This is a genomic window from Falsihalocynthiibacter arcticus, assembly GCF_000812665.2.
In the GTDB taxonomy this organism is placed as follows: Bacteria; Pseudomonadota; Alphaproteobacteria; order Rhodobacterales; family Rhodobacteraceae; genus Falsihalocynthiibacter; species Falsihalocynthiibacter arcticus.
In genome coordinates this window covers 2,609,284-2,627,040 of record NZ_CP014327.1, presented here as the reverse complement: position 1 = coordinate 2,627,040, position 17,757 = coordinate 2,609,284, and the positions used below count along the sequence as shown (strand labels likewise).

Below are 17,757 nucleotides of genomic sequence, written 5' to 3'. Positions count from 1 at the left end.
TAAGCCGCGAGCGCATTGCCTAATAGGTTGGCAAACGCATCACGCCAAACCATTTACAGGAAGCTCACGGCGGCCTCGGGACCAATTGAGCGTCAGCATAGTTACCAAGATTGCCACCCCTACAATCTCGACCCGTAAATCTGGCCAGAAAACCGCAATCACACCTGGCACGATTAGCAACCGCTGCCATAAAACAATCGGTGCAAAAAGATACCCTTCAAGACAGGCGGCAAAGGCGGTGAGAGCAATAATCGCGAGAAAACCGCTCCAAATAACCAAGGGGATTGGTCCGCCAAGGATGATGCTTTCGTTGAACACCATGAAAAGCGGAATGAGGTACAGCCCCTTGGCAAATTTCCACGACTGAAGGCTGGTTTCCATCGGTTTCGAGCCTGCAATCGCGGCTCCCGCAAAGGCCGCGAGCGCCACGGGCGGCGTGACGTTACTGTCTTGCGAATACCAGAACACCACCAGATGCGCGATCAGAAGCGGCACGCCGAATTCCGATGTCAGCGCGGGGCCGACGAGGATAATCAGCACGATGTAGGCAGCGGTCACAGGCAAGCCCATACCGAGGACTAAGCTTGCGAGGAGCACGAGGATCAGCGCCAAAACGATGTTGCCACCCGAAAAGGCGATCATCATCGACGAGAATTTCAACCCAAGTCCGGTCAACCCGACAACGCCCACAATGATCCCTGCGACGGCGCAAGCCATCGACACTGCAACAGCATTTCGCGCGCCCAATTCCATCGCCTGCGCCGTTAAGGACAGCCCACGGCGACACAGTGCAACAAAGCCGTCCATCGTTGGTCGGTCGGTTGCGTAGCTCCACAACGCGCGGGCCGAAGCCGCTACGACCACCGATATAATAGCATAAAACCCTACCCGCATCGGCGAATAACCCGACACCAGCAACCATACCAATGCCACCAGCGGAAGCATGAAATGCCATCCGTCAGCCATCACCCTGCGCACACTCGGCAGTTCTTCGGCGGTCAGGCCCTTCATGCCCTGTTTGACCGCTGCGATATGGACCAGCAGATAGACCGCGCCAAAATAAAGGAAGGCGGGAAAAATCGACACCAGCACGATATCGACATAGGGAACCTGTGTGAATTCCGACATCAAGAACGCGCCCGCACCCATCAGGGGCGGCATGATCTGCCCACCCGTAGAGGCTGCGGCCTCGATACCGCCAGCCTGCGCGGGCCGATAGCCCAGTTTTTTCATCAACGGGATCGTGAAAGCTCCCGTGGTCACAACATTGGCGATTGCCGAACCGCTGATCGAGCCCATGCCGGCGGAGGCAATCACGGCAGCCTTGGCTGGCCCGCCCCGTTGCCGGCCCGTCGACGCGTAGGCCAAATCGATGAAGAATTTGCCCGCGCCAGTCACCTCTAGGAACGCGCCAAAAAGCACGAAGACGAAAATGAACGTGGCAGCCACACCCAATGGTAGGCCGAAAATCCCCTCGGCTCCGAGTGTCAGTTGGCTTGCCAAGCGGTCCAGAGTATAGCCCCGATGGTTAAGAATACCGGGCATCCAATCGGAGAGAAACGGTAACTCGCCACGGTTGCCAGCAAAGGCATACACAATGAAGGTCGCGCCGATAATTGTCATGCCAAGCCCCACGGCGCGACGCGCGCCTTCCAGCACAACCAGCGTCGTGATGACCCCGACAGTGATGTCAATCGGGCGCGAAAAAATCGAATTGGCGATAATGTCGATGTTCATCGGCAACCAAACGCCGACCAAAACTGCACAGAGGACGAGCGCGCCGTCGATAACCCAACCAAGCACGCCACGCACGCGATCTTGGCCGAAAACCGGATAAATCAAAAAGCAAAGCGCCAGAATAAATCCCAAATGGATCGGGCGCTGAAAAAAGAGACCAAGGGGCTGTAGCCCAGCGGCGTAAAGCTGAAACAGGGAGAGCAGGATGCCGACGATGGCTATCGCACGAAGCAAGAGGCGCGAGGTTGCCACAGTTGGCTGTGGCATGGGGGGGCGTTCTGCAAGATCGGTGGTCATCGTCGATTAGTTCCTTATTAAGGCAATGCGAACGCGCGCACGCGGAGCAACAGCCGAGAGCGAGACTTCAGTCCCGTCCATGTTAATTCGATGATCTACAAATCCCGCACCGGGACGTAGGATATAGGCGTTTGTGGGAACGGCCTCGTCGATATCTTCAATCCAGTAACCGCCCTGCCCGTCCGACACTTGCACGCCGCGTCCGGGGATATGGTCAAGTCCAGCGGCGAAATCCGGCAGATGAGCGCGCACCAAAACCATGCGGCCCCGCGATTTTCATAGCAATCCGATACCTCGAACCCTTGCACCGAATGGTGCCAAAGCACACACCACCCTGCCCCATCCGGGGCATCAAACACGGCAAGCGTTTCGCCAGTGTCTACTTGAGTCGCCGTCAGAGTATCGGCTTGGGCGACCGAAGCGTTAAAAGAAAGGAGGAGAGCGCAAAGCCCCCCTCCGAACCATGATATCATGGGCGCAATTCGTCAGGAACCGTCGCACCAATTTCCTCAAAATAGCGGATCGCACCAGGGTGGAGTGGGATCGGCGAGGCAGACAGAGCCAATTCAACGGTTGTCTGGTTGGCGGCGGGGTGAACCGCTTGAAGCTCTGCGATGTTTTCGAACATGGCGCTGGTGATCTGATAGGCAAGATCATCCGACATTTCCGACGACACAACCAAGACGTTTGGCACGCCAATCACGGACGTATCCGCATCGACGCCGACATAGGTTCCGCCCTTAAGCGTGGTCGCGGCAAAGACCGGATTGGCGGCGTCCGCTGCGGCCAATTCTTCGGCACCAAGTTCGATCAAAACAATATCGTTCGTGGTCGCAAGGTTGAGAATTGACGAGGTTGGCGCACCAACAGACCAGAAGCCAGCGTCAATATCGCCATTGGCCAGCGCATCTGCGGTTTCGTTGAAGTTCAGGCGCTGCTCGTCGATATCGTCATAAGAGATGCCGTTTGCCGTCAGAATTTGCTCGGCGTTGACCTCAGTACCGGAACCGGGGGCGCCGATGGAAATGCGCTTGCCGACCATGTCCTGAAGCGAAGTAATACCGCTGTCTTTCAGGGCCACGATTTGCACCATGTTTGCATATGCAACGCCAACTGCGCGTAGCATCGGAAGCTGTTGCCCCTCAAAGCGGCCCGTTCCAGTATAGCCCTGTAGAACCGTGTCGGCCAAAGCAAGCGCGACATCGGCATCGCCCGTAGCAATCAGGCCCATGTTCTCAACGGATGCGCCTGTAACTTCGGCGGTCGCGGCATAGCCGTCGACATGGTTGTTGATGATTTCCGCAAGGCCGCCGCCAATTGGATAATAGACGCCGCCGGTTCCACCGGTTGCAATTGAAAGCTGTTCCTGCGCGAAAGCAGGAGCGGCCATAACCAGCGTGGCAGCCGCGAGTGTCTTGATAAATTTCATAGTTTAGTCCTCCCATAGGTCCATTTTTGATTGCACCACCTTATGGGGGTGACGAGGACTTTCCAAGAGTGCTGTCAGACTAAATCGAACTCTTCTACATTAGGCCAATATTACTGCCCCAAATTGCGCGCGGATTATACATGCCCAAAGGTCACATGGTGACAGTCACTTTATTGAGCCCCACGGGAGCATCGGCGTTTTCGCCCAGATTTTGCGCCAAAACCTCAACAAAACTATAAAATGCTGTAATCTGTATCAACGGAAGTACGAGGGGATTGGTCACCACTGGAACAGGCAGGTTCATTTTTAGGCCCACAGAAGGAGAAATCGAGAACGCGGCTGCGCCTTTTTCACGCATAGCTTTGGCCGCCGCTTCAACGGAACTGCGAGAACGATCCTCAGGATCAAATAACAAAGCGGCAAATTTTCGGTCCGCAAGGACAACGGGGCCATGCAGCACCTCTGCCGAGGAAAAAACTTCAGCGTGGATGCGGCAGGTTTCTTTTAACTTCAGCGCCGCTTCGGCAGCAACGGCCAGTCCAGGACCACGGCCAACCGTGAAAACCGATCCAGCCCTTGCGAGGGCCAGTTCAGCTTTTGACCAATCGCAGGTTAGCGCGGCGCGCAGTACGTCAGGAAGGCCGAGCAAGGCTTTTTCAAGGTCTTTGTCTTGTGTAAAGCCCGCAACGAAACCCAAAATCGCAAACAAACTGCTCACGAATGATTTAGTCGCCGCGACCGCCTTCTCTGGCCCTGCGAACACTGGCAACACGGTTTGCGTGCCATGCCCAAGGGGGCTGTTCACCTCATTGAGAATTGCCAATGTGCTTGCTCCGCCCTTTTTGGCGGCCTCTTGCAAAGCGACAAGGTCAGGGCTTCCACCCGATTGCGAAATGGACAGGCAGATAAAATTATCCAACTTCAACGGGGTCTCGTAAATGGACGCAACCGAAGGGCCAATGGACGCAACAGGCAAACCCGTTTGAATCTCCATCACATATTTGAAGAACGTCGCCGCGTGATCCGAAGTACCGCGCGCGCAGGTCACAAACCCCACCGGATTAGACGCCGCAGCCTTGCGCCCAGCCTCCATGTACCCTGCGAGGCCTTCATTGATCTGACGGGCGATCACATCTGGGATTTCGCGGATTTCACCGGCCATTATTGTCTCGATTGGCTTATTCATCTCACGCTACTCCGGTGATCATAGAAACGATTTCGTTCTTGTCTGTCTTGGCTGTTTCGCGGATGCCAATTTGCTCGCCCCGACGCAAAACACAAATGCGATCGGACAGGCGAAAGACCTGATCCAAGCTGTGACTGATGATGAGAATTGCGAGATTTTTGGCCTTGAGGGCGGCAATTTGTTCTTCCACCCGCGCGGTTTCCGCCACCCCGAGCGCGGCTGTCGGCTCGTCCAACAAGATGAGTTTACTTGCCCACGCCGTCGCACGCGCAATCGCGATCCCTTGGCGTTGCCCGCCACTTAGCTCGCTGATTGTTGAGCCTGCGGATGGGATGCGGACATCAAGTTCGTCGACAAGGTCCTGTGACTCTCGCAACATCCGCGCTTTGTCTAAAAGGCCGAAAGGGGGCTTGGTTAACTCCCGCCCCAGAAACATATTCATGTAAACGGGCTGTTGGTCGGCCAAGGCGAGGTCTTGATAGACCACTTCGATCCCCTTGGCGCGCGCGGAACTTGCGTCGCTAAAACTCGTAGGTCTGCCGTCCAGAGAAATTTCGCCGGATGTCGGGCTGTAAACACCCGACACGATCTTAATCAGCGTGGATTTCCCCGCACCATTATCCCCAACAAGGGCCACGATCTCGCCTGCTTCAAGGTCAAGCGAGAAATCCTGAATTGCCACGACACCGCCAAAGGATTTGTGAATGTTTTTGAGGGAGAGAACTTTTGCATCGGGTGCCATTAGAGAGCCCTTTCTGGCCAACCAGTGACCTCGCCGAAAATGTTTTCTATTGTCGTGACTTTGGGGGTGCCCGTTGAGATGCCAGAGATACCTACGATATTTGCGCGCGTAACGAAGGCCTGCCCCCTAAATCCGAACACGACCGTATCGCCTGTTTTTGGTTTTACGGGTCCAGTTGCGTCAATCATCCCGTAATAGTCGATGGCGGAATAATCGGGAATTTCGACACTGGCCAAGGCCTTGCGTGCGCTTGTCGGTTCCGAAGAAACGATGGCCTGAACATCATATTTCGGGAACACCGGATCAATATAAAGACCGCCGCCGAAGCAGAACGCATTGCCGCCGTGATGGTGCGAGACCTCGCTAAGATAAAGCACGGCGGGGTTTTCGGGCAAATCCTCAACCGCGTGCAGCGGCGTCGTGCCATGCAGCGCATTTCCGGGTTCACATTGGGTCGCGCCCGCCTCGGCCAGTGCGGCCAGCATCACCGTGGAATTGGTGCCGGGGGCGTTTATTTCAATGTCGGAACGCCCCGCCGCCGCCAGCGCTTCGGAAGCGCGCGCAAGAGTTGCCAAATTCGGAGTTGTTTTGACTTTGCGGCTTTCTCGATCAAACAGGAGCGCAGGAAATGTGGTAATCCCTGCAAATGCTGCCCCTTCCATCGCGTCAATTTGATCTGCAACATTACAAATATCTGAGGCGGCAAACCCACCTTCGTGGCCACGATAAAACGTATCCCCTTCTGTTTGAATACGCGCCATCAAGTTTTGCACCCGTCCTGCCTTAACCGCTGCATTTGCCGCCTCGCGGGCCTTATCTTGGCTGAACACCGTCCAATAATCGGGCTGCAATTTAGCGGCGGCAAACTCGGCGTCACGCTGTGGCACTTGCACGAGATGACCGAGGTGGCCCGTTTTGAGACCCGCCCGATGGCAGGCAACGGCACAATCCATGTCAACGGCAACGGAGCGGTCAATCCCCCCACGCATAATCGCCTCACAGAACCCCGAATGGCGGCCAACCTGCTTGGTCATGGCAAATATTTTAAGGCCCAGCGCATTGGCGGTCGCCACGAATGATCTTGCGTTGTCTTCAATCGCGTCGAGATCGAGAACATAAGAGTTTGGCGGAATTGCACCTGACTGATGCAAGGCCATCGCGGCCTCAATGAACTGCGAATTTCTTCTTAAGAGTACGTCTAGAAACATCTTTCAAACCCTCACTTATCGGCTGCTGTCGCGGAGAGATACCGCCACGGCAAGGAGAATAATGAGCCCCCGAACAATCATTTGATTGGAAACATCGAGGTTCATGAGAATAAGTCCGTTGTTTAGCATTCCCATCATGAGTGAGCCAACGAGAGCGCCAATGACGGAGCCTTTGCCGCCCTTTAGGGCCGTGCCGCCAACGATGACCGCTGCAATGACCGTCATCAGATCACTTTCACCAAGCGTGTATTTTGCCGCTTGCAGGCGGCCCGCATAGAGCAACCCAGCCAAACCAGCTGTCGCGCCACAAATGGTCAAAACATAGAAGCGGATGCGGGGGACTTTGATGCCGGAAACTTGGGCCGCGCGTGGATTATCGCCAGTCGCCAATACATGTGCGCCAAAGCGCGTATTGCGATAAACCAGATGGCCAACGCCCACCGCAATGGCCGTCCAGATTACTAGTGAGGGGATGGAGAAGATCTTGCCAGACCCGAAGATACCCGTGAACGTTTCGTTCAAAACGGGGATCGAGCGCAGATTGGTCATGGACCGCGCGATCCCCGCAAAAAGACCCATCGTCGCCAAAGTCACAAGAAAGGACGGAAGCTTAAGATAGGCCACGAGAGCGCCATTCAAAGCGCCGATGAGGATACCCGCCCCCAAGCCCGCGATCACACCGACGGCCATGCCAAAACTTTGCATCGCGACCGCAGCAGAGAGTGCAGACACCGCAACAATGGACCCAAAACTCAAGTCGATTTCACCAGCGGATAAGGCAAAGACAAGGCCAATTGCCATAATGGTCGCAGGCGCGGTTTGCAGCAAAATATTCGTTAGGTTCCGTTGGGTTAGAAACCCATCGTCATGCAGGGTAAGCGCAAAGAAAATGAAGATTGCAACAAATCCGAAGTAGACAACCATTTGCTGGAAGTCAGCGCCGTTTAGTCGGGATTTTATATGTGTCATATCAGCCTTCCAGATGAGATTTGACATTGGGTCGAAGGCACCAAACGATGATTTCGCGTGAAGTGTTGCCAGCTTAATTTTAAGCCGACTTCACTTGTGGATTCCTGTTGGGGGTATCTCGTTTGCCGCTAGGCGAAGCGGTCGACGGCCCAATAACGACTGGACCGCCCGTTTTATTTTAGTTTGCGCTCAGGCTTTCTGGCGCTTCGATATGCAAGGATTTCATCCAACCTTCGGCGACATTGTCGGCCGTCACAGTGACTGCTGGGGCCACGATAAACGGTGGTACGTCTTGATCCAGCAGGTCAAGAATGGCCGCAGCAGCCATCACACGGCCAAGTTCATAGGCCTCGTCTGCAATAATCGCAGCAACGTTCCCACCACGGACCATGTCCAATGCAATCGGCTCGGACAAATCTAGGGTGACGATTTTAGTGGTTGAATTTCCGTTGGCCCGAAGCGACGCCAAAACACCCTCGGCTGGCCCCGCCCAAGTGACATAGATACCGCCAATGTCGGGATTACGAAGTAACATTGCGTTCGCAATATCTTCTGCACGCGCAGGATCGCTGATCCCCTGTTCGGCAATGATCGTGATATTCGGGTAGTCGTTTTCAATCGTCGCCTTAAACGCGTTATCCCTTTGATTTGTTACATAATATTCCGCATCGTGGAAAATCCAGCCAACAGTGCCCTCATTTCCCATCGCGGCGGCAAGTGCGTCTGCTGCTTGCTTGCCCATTTGGAACAAATCATCCGTTGCGATCGCCGCGTAGTCGGCGGGATGCTCATATCCCGAAGGTAGATTGGACAAGAACACAAGTTTCACACCCTCTTCCTTGGCCTCTTGGAAGGCGGCCGCTGATGTGACGGGATCTAGGGGGAGGGACAGAATGATATCCGGCGCTTTTACGAGGGCCGTTTCGATGTCGCTCCGCTGTTTCGCGGCATCAAAACCGGCGCTTGTCGTCGCAACAACCGTAATGCCAAAGCGCGTGAATTCATCGGTCGCCCCTGCCGTTACCGCATTTACGAAATCTGACTGGTCGTGCCAGAGAAGCGCGGCGGTATACGCGCCCGCGCGGACCGCCTCTACGCTGGAGTCTGGAACCACAATCGCCGATGACGGGGTTGCGGCTTCGCCTTGGGGACCCACTGTTTGGGCGGCGACAGGAAGTGCTGCCAGAGCAAAAGCTGCGCCAGACAGGACGTTTTTCAGTAAGTGTTTCATTGGTTTCCTCCATTTAATTTTGTTGACTCAGTTTTCGTTCCACAGAAGCGTGCGATAAAAAGTGCAAAGGCTCGGACACCCGCAAGATACTCGCTCACCGCGACGCGTTCCTCAAAAGTGTGGGCAATACTGATATCGCCAGGGGCGCAGTAAACCGTTGGACAGCCGATTTCATTCACGAGGAACGGGCTTTCCGACCAGTAAGGCGCTCCGCCGATTTCAGCCGTGGCCTCCCTTACTTCTGTGACGCATTTGGCGAGAGATTTTGCTGCGGGATGGTCGGGGTCGATCTCGACGGGCGACCCGCCAAAACGGTGATCGCGCCCAGCGGGATAGATGATATCGAAAGAGATACCGTCGTCGAACGCGACCCCCTTCACGACCGCTTCAAATTGCGCGACCGCATCGTCGAGGTTCTCGCCAGGGCGCAATTTTCGGATCAACGAAAGCTCACATTCGCCCGGGACAGCAATATAGCCGCCGCCGTTGATTTTCGTCACCAAAATGTCGGAAGCACCGACCAAAGGATGAGTTGGACCTTGGGCAAGCTCCTCGGCATGCTGCCAAAGTGCGGTGAGAAGTTGGTGTGTTGCCTTTAGCGCGTCGACCCCGTCTTGTGGCGTTCCAAAATAGGCGGACTTCCCTGTGATCGAAATCTCCGCGATGAAAAACCCGATCTGCGCGGTGTAAACATCCAATTTCGTCGGCTCAACATAGATGGCGAAGTCGGGTTTAGCTATTTCTCCCGTGGCGATGCGTTTCACCAAATCTTTTGCGCCAGCACTGACGCCCGTGTTTGGCTCGCCACTCTCCTCATCGCCGATAAATGCGAAAGAAACGGTGCCCGCCAATTGCACGCCAACAGTATCAAGGAGTCGTAAGGCCGCGAGGGCAGAACAGATGCCTGCCTTCAGGTCACAGGCACCTCGGCCCCAGATTTCGTTGTCGATAACGGGGGCGGAAAAAGGGTCTTCTTGGGGCTGCCCTTTCCAGTGTTCGGCCCAACCGCGCACATGAACAGTATCGGTGTGCCCGACGAACATAAGATTAGGGCCATCTGTGGTCCCCACCCGAGCGCCCCAAGTGTTCGGACGGTCGGGAAGGAAGTCGCCCGAAGCAGGCTTCAACCCTATCTGTGTCATCTCTGACATCAGGAAATCGACAAAATGGCCCTCATTGCCGGTGACACTTTCGCAACCGATGGCCCCACGAAGCAGCTCAATGTCGGCACCCGCATCTTGCTGGGCCTCAAGCTTGGCAATCAAACCAAAATCACTCATGCGACGTCCTCCTGATAGGTCTTCAGCTGTGGTGCAGGGATGATGATTTTCGCGCCCGGAAGCCCACCAGAAAATAATGCAACATGCAGCCGAGACAGCGCGATGGACGTGCCCCCAGCGAGCGCCGCGTGATTTCCAAGGGCGGAGACTTCAATCGGAATCTGTCGTGGGAAACACTTGCGAATTTCAGGCTCAATCAGCTTAGTGAATTCGTGGCGTGCGCCGATGGAACCGCCGATAACGACACATGCGGGGTCGACCACAGCAGCGATTGCCGCAATCGCCCGTCCAATATAACGTGCCGCTTGGGCCAACACTTTTTGCGCGACGGTATCACCTGCCAGTGCGGCATCAAACACCTCAGGGACGGATTTCTGGACGCCCGTTAATTCCAAATAGTGGCCTTTGATCGCGTTGGTTGCGGTCATGCGTTCCAGCGCGCCAACCTTCAAGCTTTCGGCCTCATATGGATCGGCACCAAAGGGCAGATACCCGATTTCGCCCGCCGCACCCGTTGCGCCACGCACCAACTGCCCGCCGATAACAAGGCCAGCTCCGATGCCCGTTCCAATCGACAAAAAGACCAAGTCGTCCTTTTCACCCTGATGCGTCATCCAATGCTCCCCTAACGCGGCTAGGTTCACATCGTTTTCCACCAGCACCTCGATCCCGAGACTCTCCTGCATCAAAGTCGGAAAATCGATAGCGTCGATCCCCGCAATGTTGGGCGCCATATTGATGTTTCCACTCGCCGAATCCAAAACGCCGGGAACGCCAACGACGGCAACGCGGATTTTATCGGTGCTAATGTCCAAATCCGACGCCGATTTATGAATAATTCGGCCAATCTGGGCAACAACATCCTTCCCGCCAGTTTGCACGGTGGGTTCCATGATTTCAGAAACAACCGCGCCAGAAAGATTGCAAAGCGCGACGCGAACCTTCGTCCCTCCAAGATCGACGCTTGCAACCAAGGCCGCCTCGGGAACGATTTCATAGACAACCGCCCGACGCCCGATGTTTCCCTCAGTGCGACCAACGGTTTGTACCCATCCGTCCTGCTCAAGCGAGGCAACAACTTCGGAAACCGTCTGCTTAGACAGGCCCGTCATCTTTGCGACACTCGCCCGCGAAATGGGCCCATAAGTCGTAATTGCCTGCACAACTGAACTCAAAGTCATCCTTCGGGAAATATTTGTTGGATCAATCATGGCGCATCCTATTAGTTCGTCTAGGCACCGAACTAATAGGGATTCGAAATTTATGTCAACGTTTTTTTGGATAATTTGGGGAAGGACTGACCAATTTGAACGCGTCTCTGCGAGGCTAAGACATCATTTTTCACATCGATGGCGGCCGAAGAACCAAACCATTTCAACGTTTTTTCATAAATTCCAAACAGCATCAGCGCGCGTGTTGAAGCACGCTACATTCTTCAACACATGACTATGCGCTATACGTGCGGTCTTCCAACGGCAGGGAATCAAATTCGGCATTAATCATCTCAAGGAGGATCTTTTCTGCGCGATTCATGCTGCGTTTGGCGTTGGTCAGCATATGAATATCCACGGCGGGCAACGATTTAAACGGGGGAACCTGCCACAGCAGACCTGATTCCACATCCTTGCGGGCCACATGTACTGGCAGGGTTCCAATTCCGATATTGGCGACGATCATACGGCGGACTTCTGGCAGGTTGGACGATAGCCCTTTGGGATCGGCGCGCATGCCCAACCGCCTTCGCAGATGCGCAACGCCAGACAGGGGACCGTCGATTTCATCGGTGTGAAAAGACACCGCATCTTCGTTTTTAAGCTCGGATGGGTCGATATCGTCGCGGCCATAGAGTCGATGCCGCGGACCACAGAACAATCCGAAATACTCACGATAGAGGTGGCGCGCCTCCAGACCCGCAGGCTGCTCATAAAACAGGCAAACGCCAAAAGTGACGCGATTTTGCTGAAGGTGGGTCATCACATCGGCGCTGCCCATGGTCGAAATCGTATAGCTCACACGCGGATAAAGCTCGTTAAACCGCGCTAAAACGGCGTCAAAATGCGGGGAAACAACGTGGCTTGCCACCGCGATACTAATCTGCCCCGTCACTTCATCATCAAGGCTGCTCATCAAATCCGGCAACTGCGAAACCGCGCCAAAAATCGAACTGGCCTCCGCGTAAAGGACTTCGCCCAAAGGCGTAACGCTGAAATGTCGGGGCGAGCGGTTCACCAGTTTGCGCCCAACAATATCCTCGAGTCGTTTCAGTGCCGCACTGATCGTCGGCTGCTTTAACCCCAAAAAATGCGCCGCAGGTGTGATTCCCCCCTCATCCACGACGACCATGAAAGTCCGCAGCAAATTCCAATCCAAGTTCCAAGGAAAGCGTTGTGCATTTAATTTAATCATAGAAGCCATCTATTTTAGGAATTGGAATTATCTATTTGCTCTATGCGACGGTACGGCGCAACCTGTGTTTCATAACGCCTTTCAACTGCGGCCCCTCGGGCACAGGAACAAGAGGCACAAAAACAACAGGGAGAACAGGAATGATGAATACACTGAACATTCTGCGCCGGAACGTCTTGATGGGATCAGTCGCACTGATGGGTTTAAGCTTTGCGCCGTTGGCAGCGAGCGCGGATGAACTTGCCGATATTCAAGAACGCGGTACGCTCAAGATTGCAATGAGCGGCCAGTATCCACCGTTCAACTTTGTAAACGAACAGAACGAAGTGGTTGGCTTTGACCCCGCAATCGGCACTGAAATCGCCAAGCGCATGGGGCTTGAAGTTGAGATCATTACAACCGCATGGGATGGCATCATTGGCGGCCTTCTTGCCAGCAAATACGACGCAGTCGTCGGCTCCATGTCGATCACCGAAGAGCGCGACAAAGTGATCGATTTTGTCGGTCCATATTACAGCACCAAACGGGCGATCTTTACCAAATCAGGTTCCGACATCACCACTGTCGCAGACTTGGATGATGCGAAAGTCGGCGTAACGCTCGGCGAGACACATGAGCAATGGGCCCGCGATCAAGGCTACAACATCAACACTTACAAAGGCTTGCCAGAGTTGTTGCTTGAGTTGGACAATGGCCGTGTGGACGCCATCGTGAATGACTCTATTCCAGTTATGCTCGCTATGAAGGCCGGTCAGTATGATCTGGCAACCATCAACGATCCAGACGCCGAGCCAATTGGCGCGGGTATCGCGATCCGTGAAGGCAACCCAGACCTCGCCGCCGCTATGCAAAAAGCGCTGGACGAGATGATGGCAGATGGCACTTACCTCGCGATTGCCGAAGAATGGGTCGGCGGCGACATCCGCTAAACTCAAAGTATCAACCAGCCTGCCGGTCAATTCCGGCAGGCCTCTTTCCCTGCTTCGAGGACTACTTTCGTGACAACGACTTACGGCCATTTGACATGGGAAAACGTGCGTGATGCCGACAAGGATCGCGTGGTTATTCTGAATGTCTCCGCCACCGAGGATCACGGCCCCCACATGCCGCTTGATACCGATACGGTGCTGGGCATGGCCGTGGCAGAAGGTGTCGCCAAAGCCGCGCCGGACGAGGTTTTCGTCATGCCGCCCGTGGCTTACGGGTTTAACGAGCATCACAAAGATTTCCCCGGTGTTATCTGGATTCAGCCCGAAACCCTGATCGCCTTCGTTTGCGACATCACCAAATCGCTCGCCCATCACGGGTTTCGCCGTATCCTGCTGCTAAACTCGCATGGCTCGAACCATTCGGTTCTGGACCTTGCCGCGCGCAAAACGGTGATCGATACGGGGATTATCTGTGTCTCGGCTTCCTACTGGAACCTGATGTCGGCGCGGATCAACGAGGTGCGCAAGTCCGAAATTGGCGGAATTGCCCATGCGGGTGAATTTGAGGCCGCGATGTACATGCATTTGCATCCGGAGCGTGTGCATATCGAGAAATCTGTGCCGCAAAACCTGCATAATCCCGACAGCAAATTCTTCAACCTTGACCTTGCTGGAAGTGGTGGCGGGGCGATGTTGATGCGCTGGTGGTCCGAAGTGTCGCCGGACGGCACCATGGGCGACCCGACCGTCGCCGATGCCGAAACCGGCAAGCGTTTTCTGGACGCGGCGATTGAGGAAACCACAGCCTTAATCCGCGAGATTCGTGCGTTGCCGATCCTGCCGCGTCAAGACCATCACTGAGTTGAAAGGCTAAAGATTTGGACATCGACCTCATCCTGCGTGTCTACCCGTTCTTCCTCGAAGCGGCGTTGGTAACGATAGAACTTTCAATCCTGACAGCCCTTCTGGGCCTCACCTGCGGTGCCTTTGGCGCTGCAGCGCGTCTATCGCGACTGGCCGTACTACGTTGGATCGCGGCGGCCTACGTCAGCGTTTTTCGCGGCACACCGGCCCTCATCCAAATTTTCATCCTCTATTTTGGTGGCCCCCAGATCGGCATTCAGCTCGACTCATTTGCGGCCGGAACCATCGCTCTGGGAGTCAACATTGGCGCCTATATGACCGAAACCATCCGCGGCGCCATCGTATCCGTCGACAAGGGCCAGACCGAGGCCGCGCGCACCTTGGGCATGAGCCGCAGCGAAACGATGCGCAAAATCATCTTGCCACAGGCCGCGCGGATGATGATCCGCCCACTAGGTGTGAACATCAACGCGCTCATAAAGGGAACCGCGCTGGTTGCACCCATTTCGGTGATCGAACTGACATATACGGCGCAACGCTTTATAGGCTCCACCTACAAACCCTTCGAGATGTTTTTCCTTTCGGGCCTTCTTTATATGGTGATTATCTATGTGGTCGGTCAGGGCATCAACTGGCTCGACCGTCGGGCGCAGATCGTATGAGTAGCGTAAACACAACAACAGGAGGCCGTCATGGGGCTTGATTTTTCAGTCGTACCCAGCTACTTCGGCTTGCTCCTAATGGGGGCTGGTTGGACCGTCGCGATCACCATTTGCGCGGGCATCCTCAGCTTTGTCGGCGGCATCGTTTTTGCCGTTATCGCCCTCTACAGCCATTGGACCCTGCGCCTGCCCGTCCGCGCCTTCGTGTGGCTCTTCATGGGCACGCCACTTTTGCTGCAACTGTTCTTGATCTATTTCGGCCTGATCCAGGTCGGCATCGACCTGCCCGCTTTCTTGGCTGGGGTCATCGGGTTGGGGCTGCACTTTGCCGTCTATAATTCCGAATTGATACAGGTTTCGATCCTCGCGGTGGACAAGGGCCAATATGAAGGCGCACGCACCCTTGGCCTATCGCGCGGCCAGACCCTGCGCCGTGTCGTGATTCCGCAAGCGGTACACGCCGTCATCCCGCCGATGGGCAACAACATGATCGCCCTTCTGAAGGACTCGGCACTGGTGTCAGTGATTGGGGTTATGGAACTCACGCTTGCGGCTCAACAGGCCATCAGCCGCACCTACCGCCCGTTCGAATTCTACCTCGCAGCGGCTTTTTGCTACTACATTATTAACCTCGCGTTAGAGGCGGGATTGCGCCGTCTTGAACGCCGCATCGCCGCTTCGCGCTGAGACAGGAGAGTCCGATGACCAAACAAGCCTTCGTCACCATTAAAAACGCGGCCAAAAGCTACGGCAAACTAGAGGTGCTCAAGGATATCAACCTCACGGTTGAGCGCGGCCAGATCGTCGCCATTATCGGTCCTTCGGGGTCTGGGAAATCCACGTTGCTGCGCGCGATCAACGAACTTGATCCGCTCTCGTCGGGCGAAGTCTGGCTTGAGGATGTACAGATCAACAAGAAGCTGCCCCATCGCCAATATGAGGCCCACGTCAATCAAGTACGCCAGAATATCGGCATGGTTTTCCAACACTTCAACCTGTTCCCGCACCTTACTGTGCGAGGCAACATCACGCTCGCGCCGCGCATGCTCAAAGGGTTGTCGGAGGATGCAGCCAACAAACTAGCCGAGGAACAATTGGCCAAGGTTGGCTTGCTGGAAAAGGTAGACGAATACCCCTCACGGCTTTCTGGCGGTCAAAAACAGCGCGTGGCGATTGCGCGGGCGTTGGCGATGGAACCCAAGGTGATGCTGTTTGACGAGGCGACTTCGGCGCTTGATCCCGAACTGGTCGAAGAGGTCAATCTGGTGATGAAGCAACTGGCCGAGGAACACATGACCATGATCATCGTGACCCATGAGATGGATTTCGCGGCCTCGGTTTGTGATCGTGTACTGTTTATGGATCAGGGTGTGGTGGTCGAAGAAGGTCCACCCTCGGTGATCTTTAAAAACCCCGAACATGAGCGCACCCGCAATTTTCTCCGCAAACACCTTAGTCGTTGAAGGCAGGCCCCACATGAGCAATCTGTTCTACCAGACCAAAGCGCCCCGCCCCACGCTCGCCCGCGCCGAAGGCATCTATATGTGGGACACTTCTGGCAAGCGTTATATCGATGGGTCGTCGGGCGCGATGGTCAGCAACATTGGGCACTCAAACCCTGCGGTTCTTGCGGCGATGCGCGCGCAGATGGACAAGTCTACGTTCGGCTACAGACTGCATTTCCAAACCGATGCCAGCGAAGCATTGGCCGACAAGGTTGCGAGCCTGACGCCCAAAGGGCTGGACCGAGTTTTCTTTGTTTCGGGCGGCTCAGAAGCTGTAGAAAGCACGCTGAAACTGGCGCGCCAGTATGCGCTCACTCAAGGGCAGGCGCAGCGCACAAAGGTTATTTCGCGCTATCCGAGCTATCATGGGTCCACACTTGGGGCGCTCGCGATTACGGGCTATGCGCCCATGACCGCGCCGTTTGATCCAATGATGCATGCGATGCCGAAAATCCCCGCGCCCCGCGCCTATCTTGACGGACTCGATCCCACGGATACGGCAACTGGGCTGCATTATGCCAATATGTTGGAGGCCAAAATCCTTGAGGAAGGCCCCGCGACAATTCTTGCCTTTATCGTCGAACCCATCGGTGGCGCGTCAACGGGTGCCTTGGTGCCACCTGCGGGTTATATGCAGCGCATCCGTCAGATTTGCGACCAATACGGCGTCTTGCTCATCCACGACGAAGTGATGACGGGCGGCGGGCGCACGGGGCGATTTTTTGGCGCGGATCACTGGGACGTAACGCCCGATATCATTGCCCTCTCCAAAGGATTTGGCGCGGGATACGTGCCCCTTGGCGCGATGATCGCGCGCAATGACATCGTTGAGGCGGTGATGAATGGCGACGGTTTTATCCACGGCTATACCTACGCCGGAAACCCCTTGGCCTGCGCCGCAGGACTGGCCGTTTTGAACGAAATCGAACAGCACAGCTTGACCGAGAATGCGGCCCAAATGGGCGACGCACTTAAAACCCGCTTAGAGGCTATAATGCAGCGCTATCCCGTCATTGGCGATGTGCGCGGAAAAGGATTGCTGCTGGCGTTCGAACTGATGGCGGATCGCGCCACCAAAGAGCCCCTGCCCGCCGCATTTAATGCCCACAGCCGACTGGTAGATATCGCCTATGACAACGGATTGATCATCTATTCCCGCCGCACCCGTGGCGGTATTGCGGGCGATCATTTCCTTGTCTGCCCCCCAATGATCGTGACCGAACCGCAACTCGATGAAATTACCGATATACTGGATCAATCGATGCAACAGTTGATGGCAGAGATGCCCCATTCAGTCGATCCAACGTCATAA

Annotated in this window: 17 protein-coding genes; 6 read left to right on the top strand and 11 right to left on the bottom strand. The window is 55.3% G+C overall.

The window, feature by feature from the left end; all coding sequences use genetic code 11:
• Positions 1-39 precede the first annotated feature (39 nt).
• From RC74_RS13005 to RC74_RS12955, 11 genes are all read right to left on the bottom strand, one after another.
• Entirely contained in the window at positions 40-2,034 is a 1,995-nt protein-coding gene (locus RC74_RS13005; protein WP_052275057.1) for a TRAP transporter permease, read from the bottom strand.
• Between the two features lie 6 nt (positions 2,035-2,040).
• A complete protein-coding gene (locus RC74_RS23045; RefSeq protein WP_236939922.1) occupies positions 2,041-2,295 on the bottom strand; it encodes a DUF1850 domain-containing protein in 255 nt (84 codons plus the stop codon).
• 208 nt (positions 2,296-2,503) lie between these two features.
• Positions 2,504-3,463 carry a TAXI family TRAP transporter solute-binding subunit gene (locus tag RC74_RS12995; RefSeq protein WP_039003867.1) on the bottom strand — a complete coding sequence of 320 codons (960 nt, stop codon included), beginning with the start codon at positions 3,461-3,463 and terminating at the stop codon, positions 2,504-2,506.
• A 151-nt stretch (positions 3,464-3,614) separates the two neighbouring features.
• Positions 3,615-4,649, bottom strand: a complete 1,035-nt coding sequence (locus RC74_RS12990; RefSeq protein WP_052275058.1) for an SIS domain-containing protein — start codon at positions 4,647-4,649, stop codon at positions 3,615-3,617.
• 1 nt (position 4,650) lies between these two features.
• The gene (locus RC74_RS12985) at positions 4,651-5,391 is read right to left on the bottom strand and encodes an ATP-binding cassette domain-containing protein (protein ID WP_039003868.1); all 741 of its coding nucleotides are present in this window, start codon (positions 5,389-5,391) and stop codon (positions 4,651-4,653) included.
• Complete coding sequence (locus RC74_RS12980) at positions 5,391-6,599, bottom strand: alanine racemase (protein WP_039003869.1); 1,209 nt, start codon at positions 6,597-6,599, stop codon at positions 5,391-5,393. Before RC74_RS12980 ends, RC74_RS12985 begins: the two co-directional genes overlap by 1 nt.
• 15 nt (positions 6,600-6,614) lie before the next feature.
• Complete coding sequence (locus tag RC74_RS12975; RefSeq protein WP_039003870.1) at positions 6,615-7,568, bottom strand: ABC transporter permease; 954 nt, start codon at positions 7,566-7,568, stop codon at positions 6,615-6,617.
• A gap of 178 nt (positions 7,569-7,746) precedes the next feature.
• Complete coding sequence (locus RC74_RS12970) at positions 7,747-8,799, bottom strand: substrate-binding domain-containing protein (RefSeq protein WP_039003871.1); 1,053 nt, start codon at positions 8,797-8,799, stop codon at positions 7,747-7,749.
• Positions 8,796-10,079: a M20 family metallopeptidase gene (locus RC74_RS12965; protein ID WP_052275059.1), complete on the bottom strand. Its 1,284-nt coding sequence runs from the start codon at positions 10,077-10,079 to the stop codon at positions 8,796-8,798. The genes RC74_RS12970 and RC74_RS12965 overlap by 4 nt, the downstream gene beginning before the upstream one ends.
• Positions 10,076-11,290, bottom strand: coding sequence for an ROK family transcriptional regulator (locus RC74_RS12960; RefSeq protein ID WP_039003872.1), 1,215 nt, complete (start codon positions 11,288-11,290; stop codon positions 10,076-10,078). The genes RC74_RS12965 and RC74_RS12960 overlap by 4 nt, the downstream gene beginning before the upstream one ends.
• 235 nt (positions 11,291-11,525) lie before the next feature.
• Positions 11,526-12,485 (bottom strand): LysR family transcriptional regulator, encoded by a 960-nt coding sequence (locus RC74_RS12955; RefSeq protein WP_039003954.1) that lies wholly within the window; start codon positions 12,483-12,485, stop codon positions 11,526-11,528.
• 140 nt (positions 12,486-12,625) lie between these two features.
• On the opposite strand from RC74_RS12955, the gene RC74_RS12950 reads away from it, so the two are divergent.
• From RC74_RS12950 to RC74_RS12925, 6 genes are all read left to right on the top strand, one after another.
• Positions 12,626-13,414, top strand: a complete 789-nt coding sequence (locus RC74_RS12950; protein WP_236939921.1) for a transporter substrate-binding domain-containing protein — start codon at positions 12,626-12,628, stop codon at positions 13,412-13,414.
• 69 nt (positions 13,415-13,483) lie between these two features.
• Positions 13,484-14,275 carry a creatininase family protein gene (locus RC74_RS12945; RefSeq protein WP_039003873.1) on the top strand — a complete coding sequence of 264 codons (792 nt, stop codon included), beginning with the start codon at positions 13,484-13,486 and terminating at the stop codon, positions 14,273-14,275.
• A gap of 17 nt (positions 14,276-14,292) precedes the next feature.
• Positions 14,293-14,940 carry an amino acid ABC transporter permease gene (locus RC74_RS12940; protein ID WP_039003874.1) on the top strand — a complete coding sequence of 216 codons (648 nt, stop codon included), beginning with the start codon at positions 14,293-14,295 and terminating at the stop codon, positions 14,938-14,940.
• 30 nt (positions 14,941-14,970) lie between these two features.
• Entirely contained in the window at positions 14,971-15,627 is a 657-nt protein-coding gene (locus RC74_RS12935) for an amino acid ABC transporter permease (RefSeq protein ID WP_039003875.1), read from the top strand.
• Between the two features lie 14 nt (positions 15,628-15,641).
• On the top strand, positions 15,642-16,403 hold the full coding sequence (locus tag RC74_RS12930) for an amino acid ABC transporter ATP-binding protein (RefSeq protein ID WP_039003876.1): 762 nt from the start codon (positions 15,642-15,644) through the stop codon (positions 16,401-16,403).
• 13 nt (positions 16,404-16,416) lie between these two features.
• Entirely contained in the window at positions 16,417-17,757 is a 1,341-nt protein-coding gene (locus tag RC74_RS12925) for an aminotransferase family protein (RefSeq protein WP_039003878.1), read from the top strand.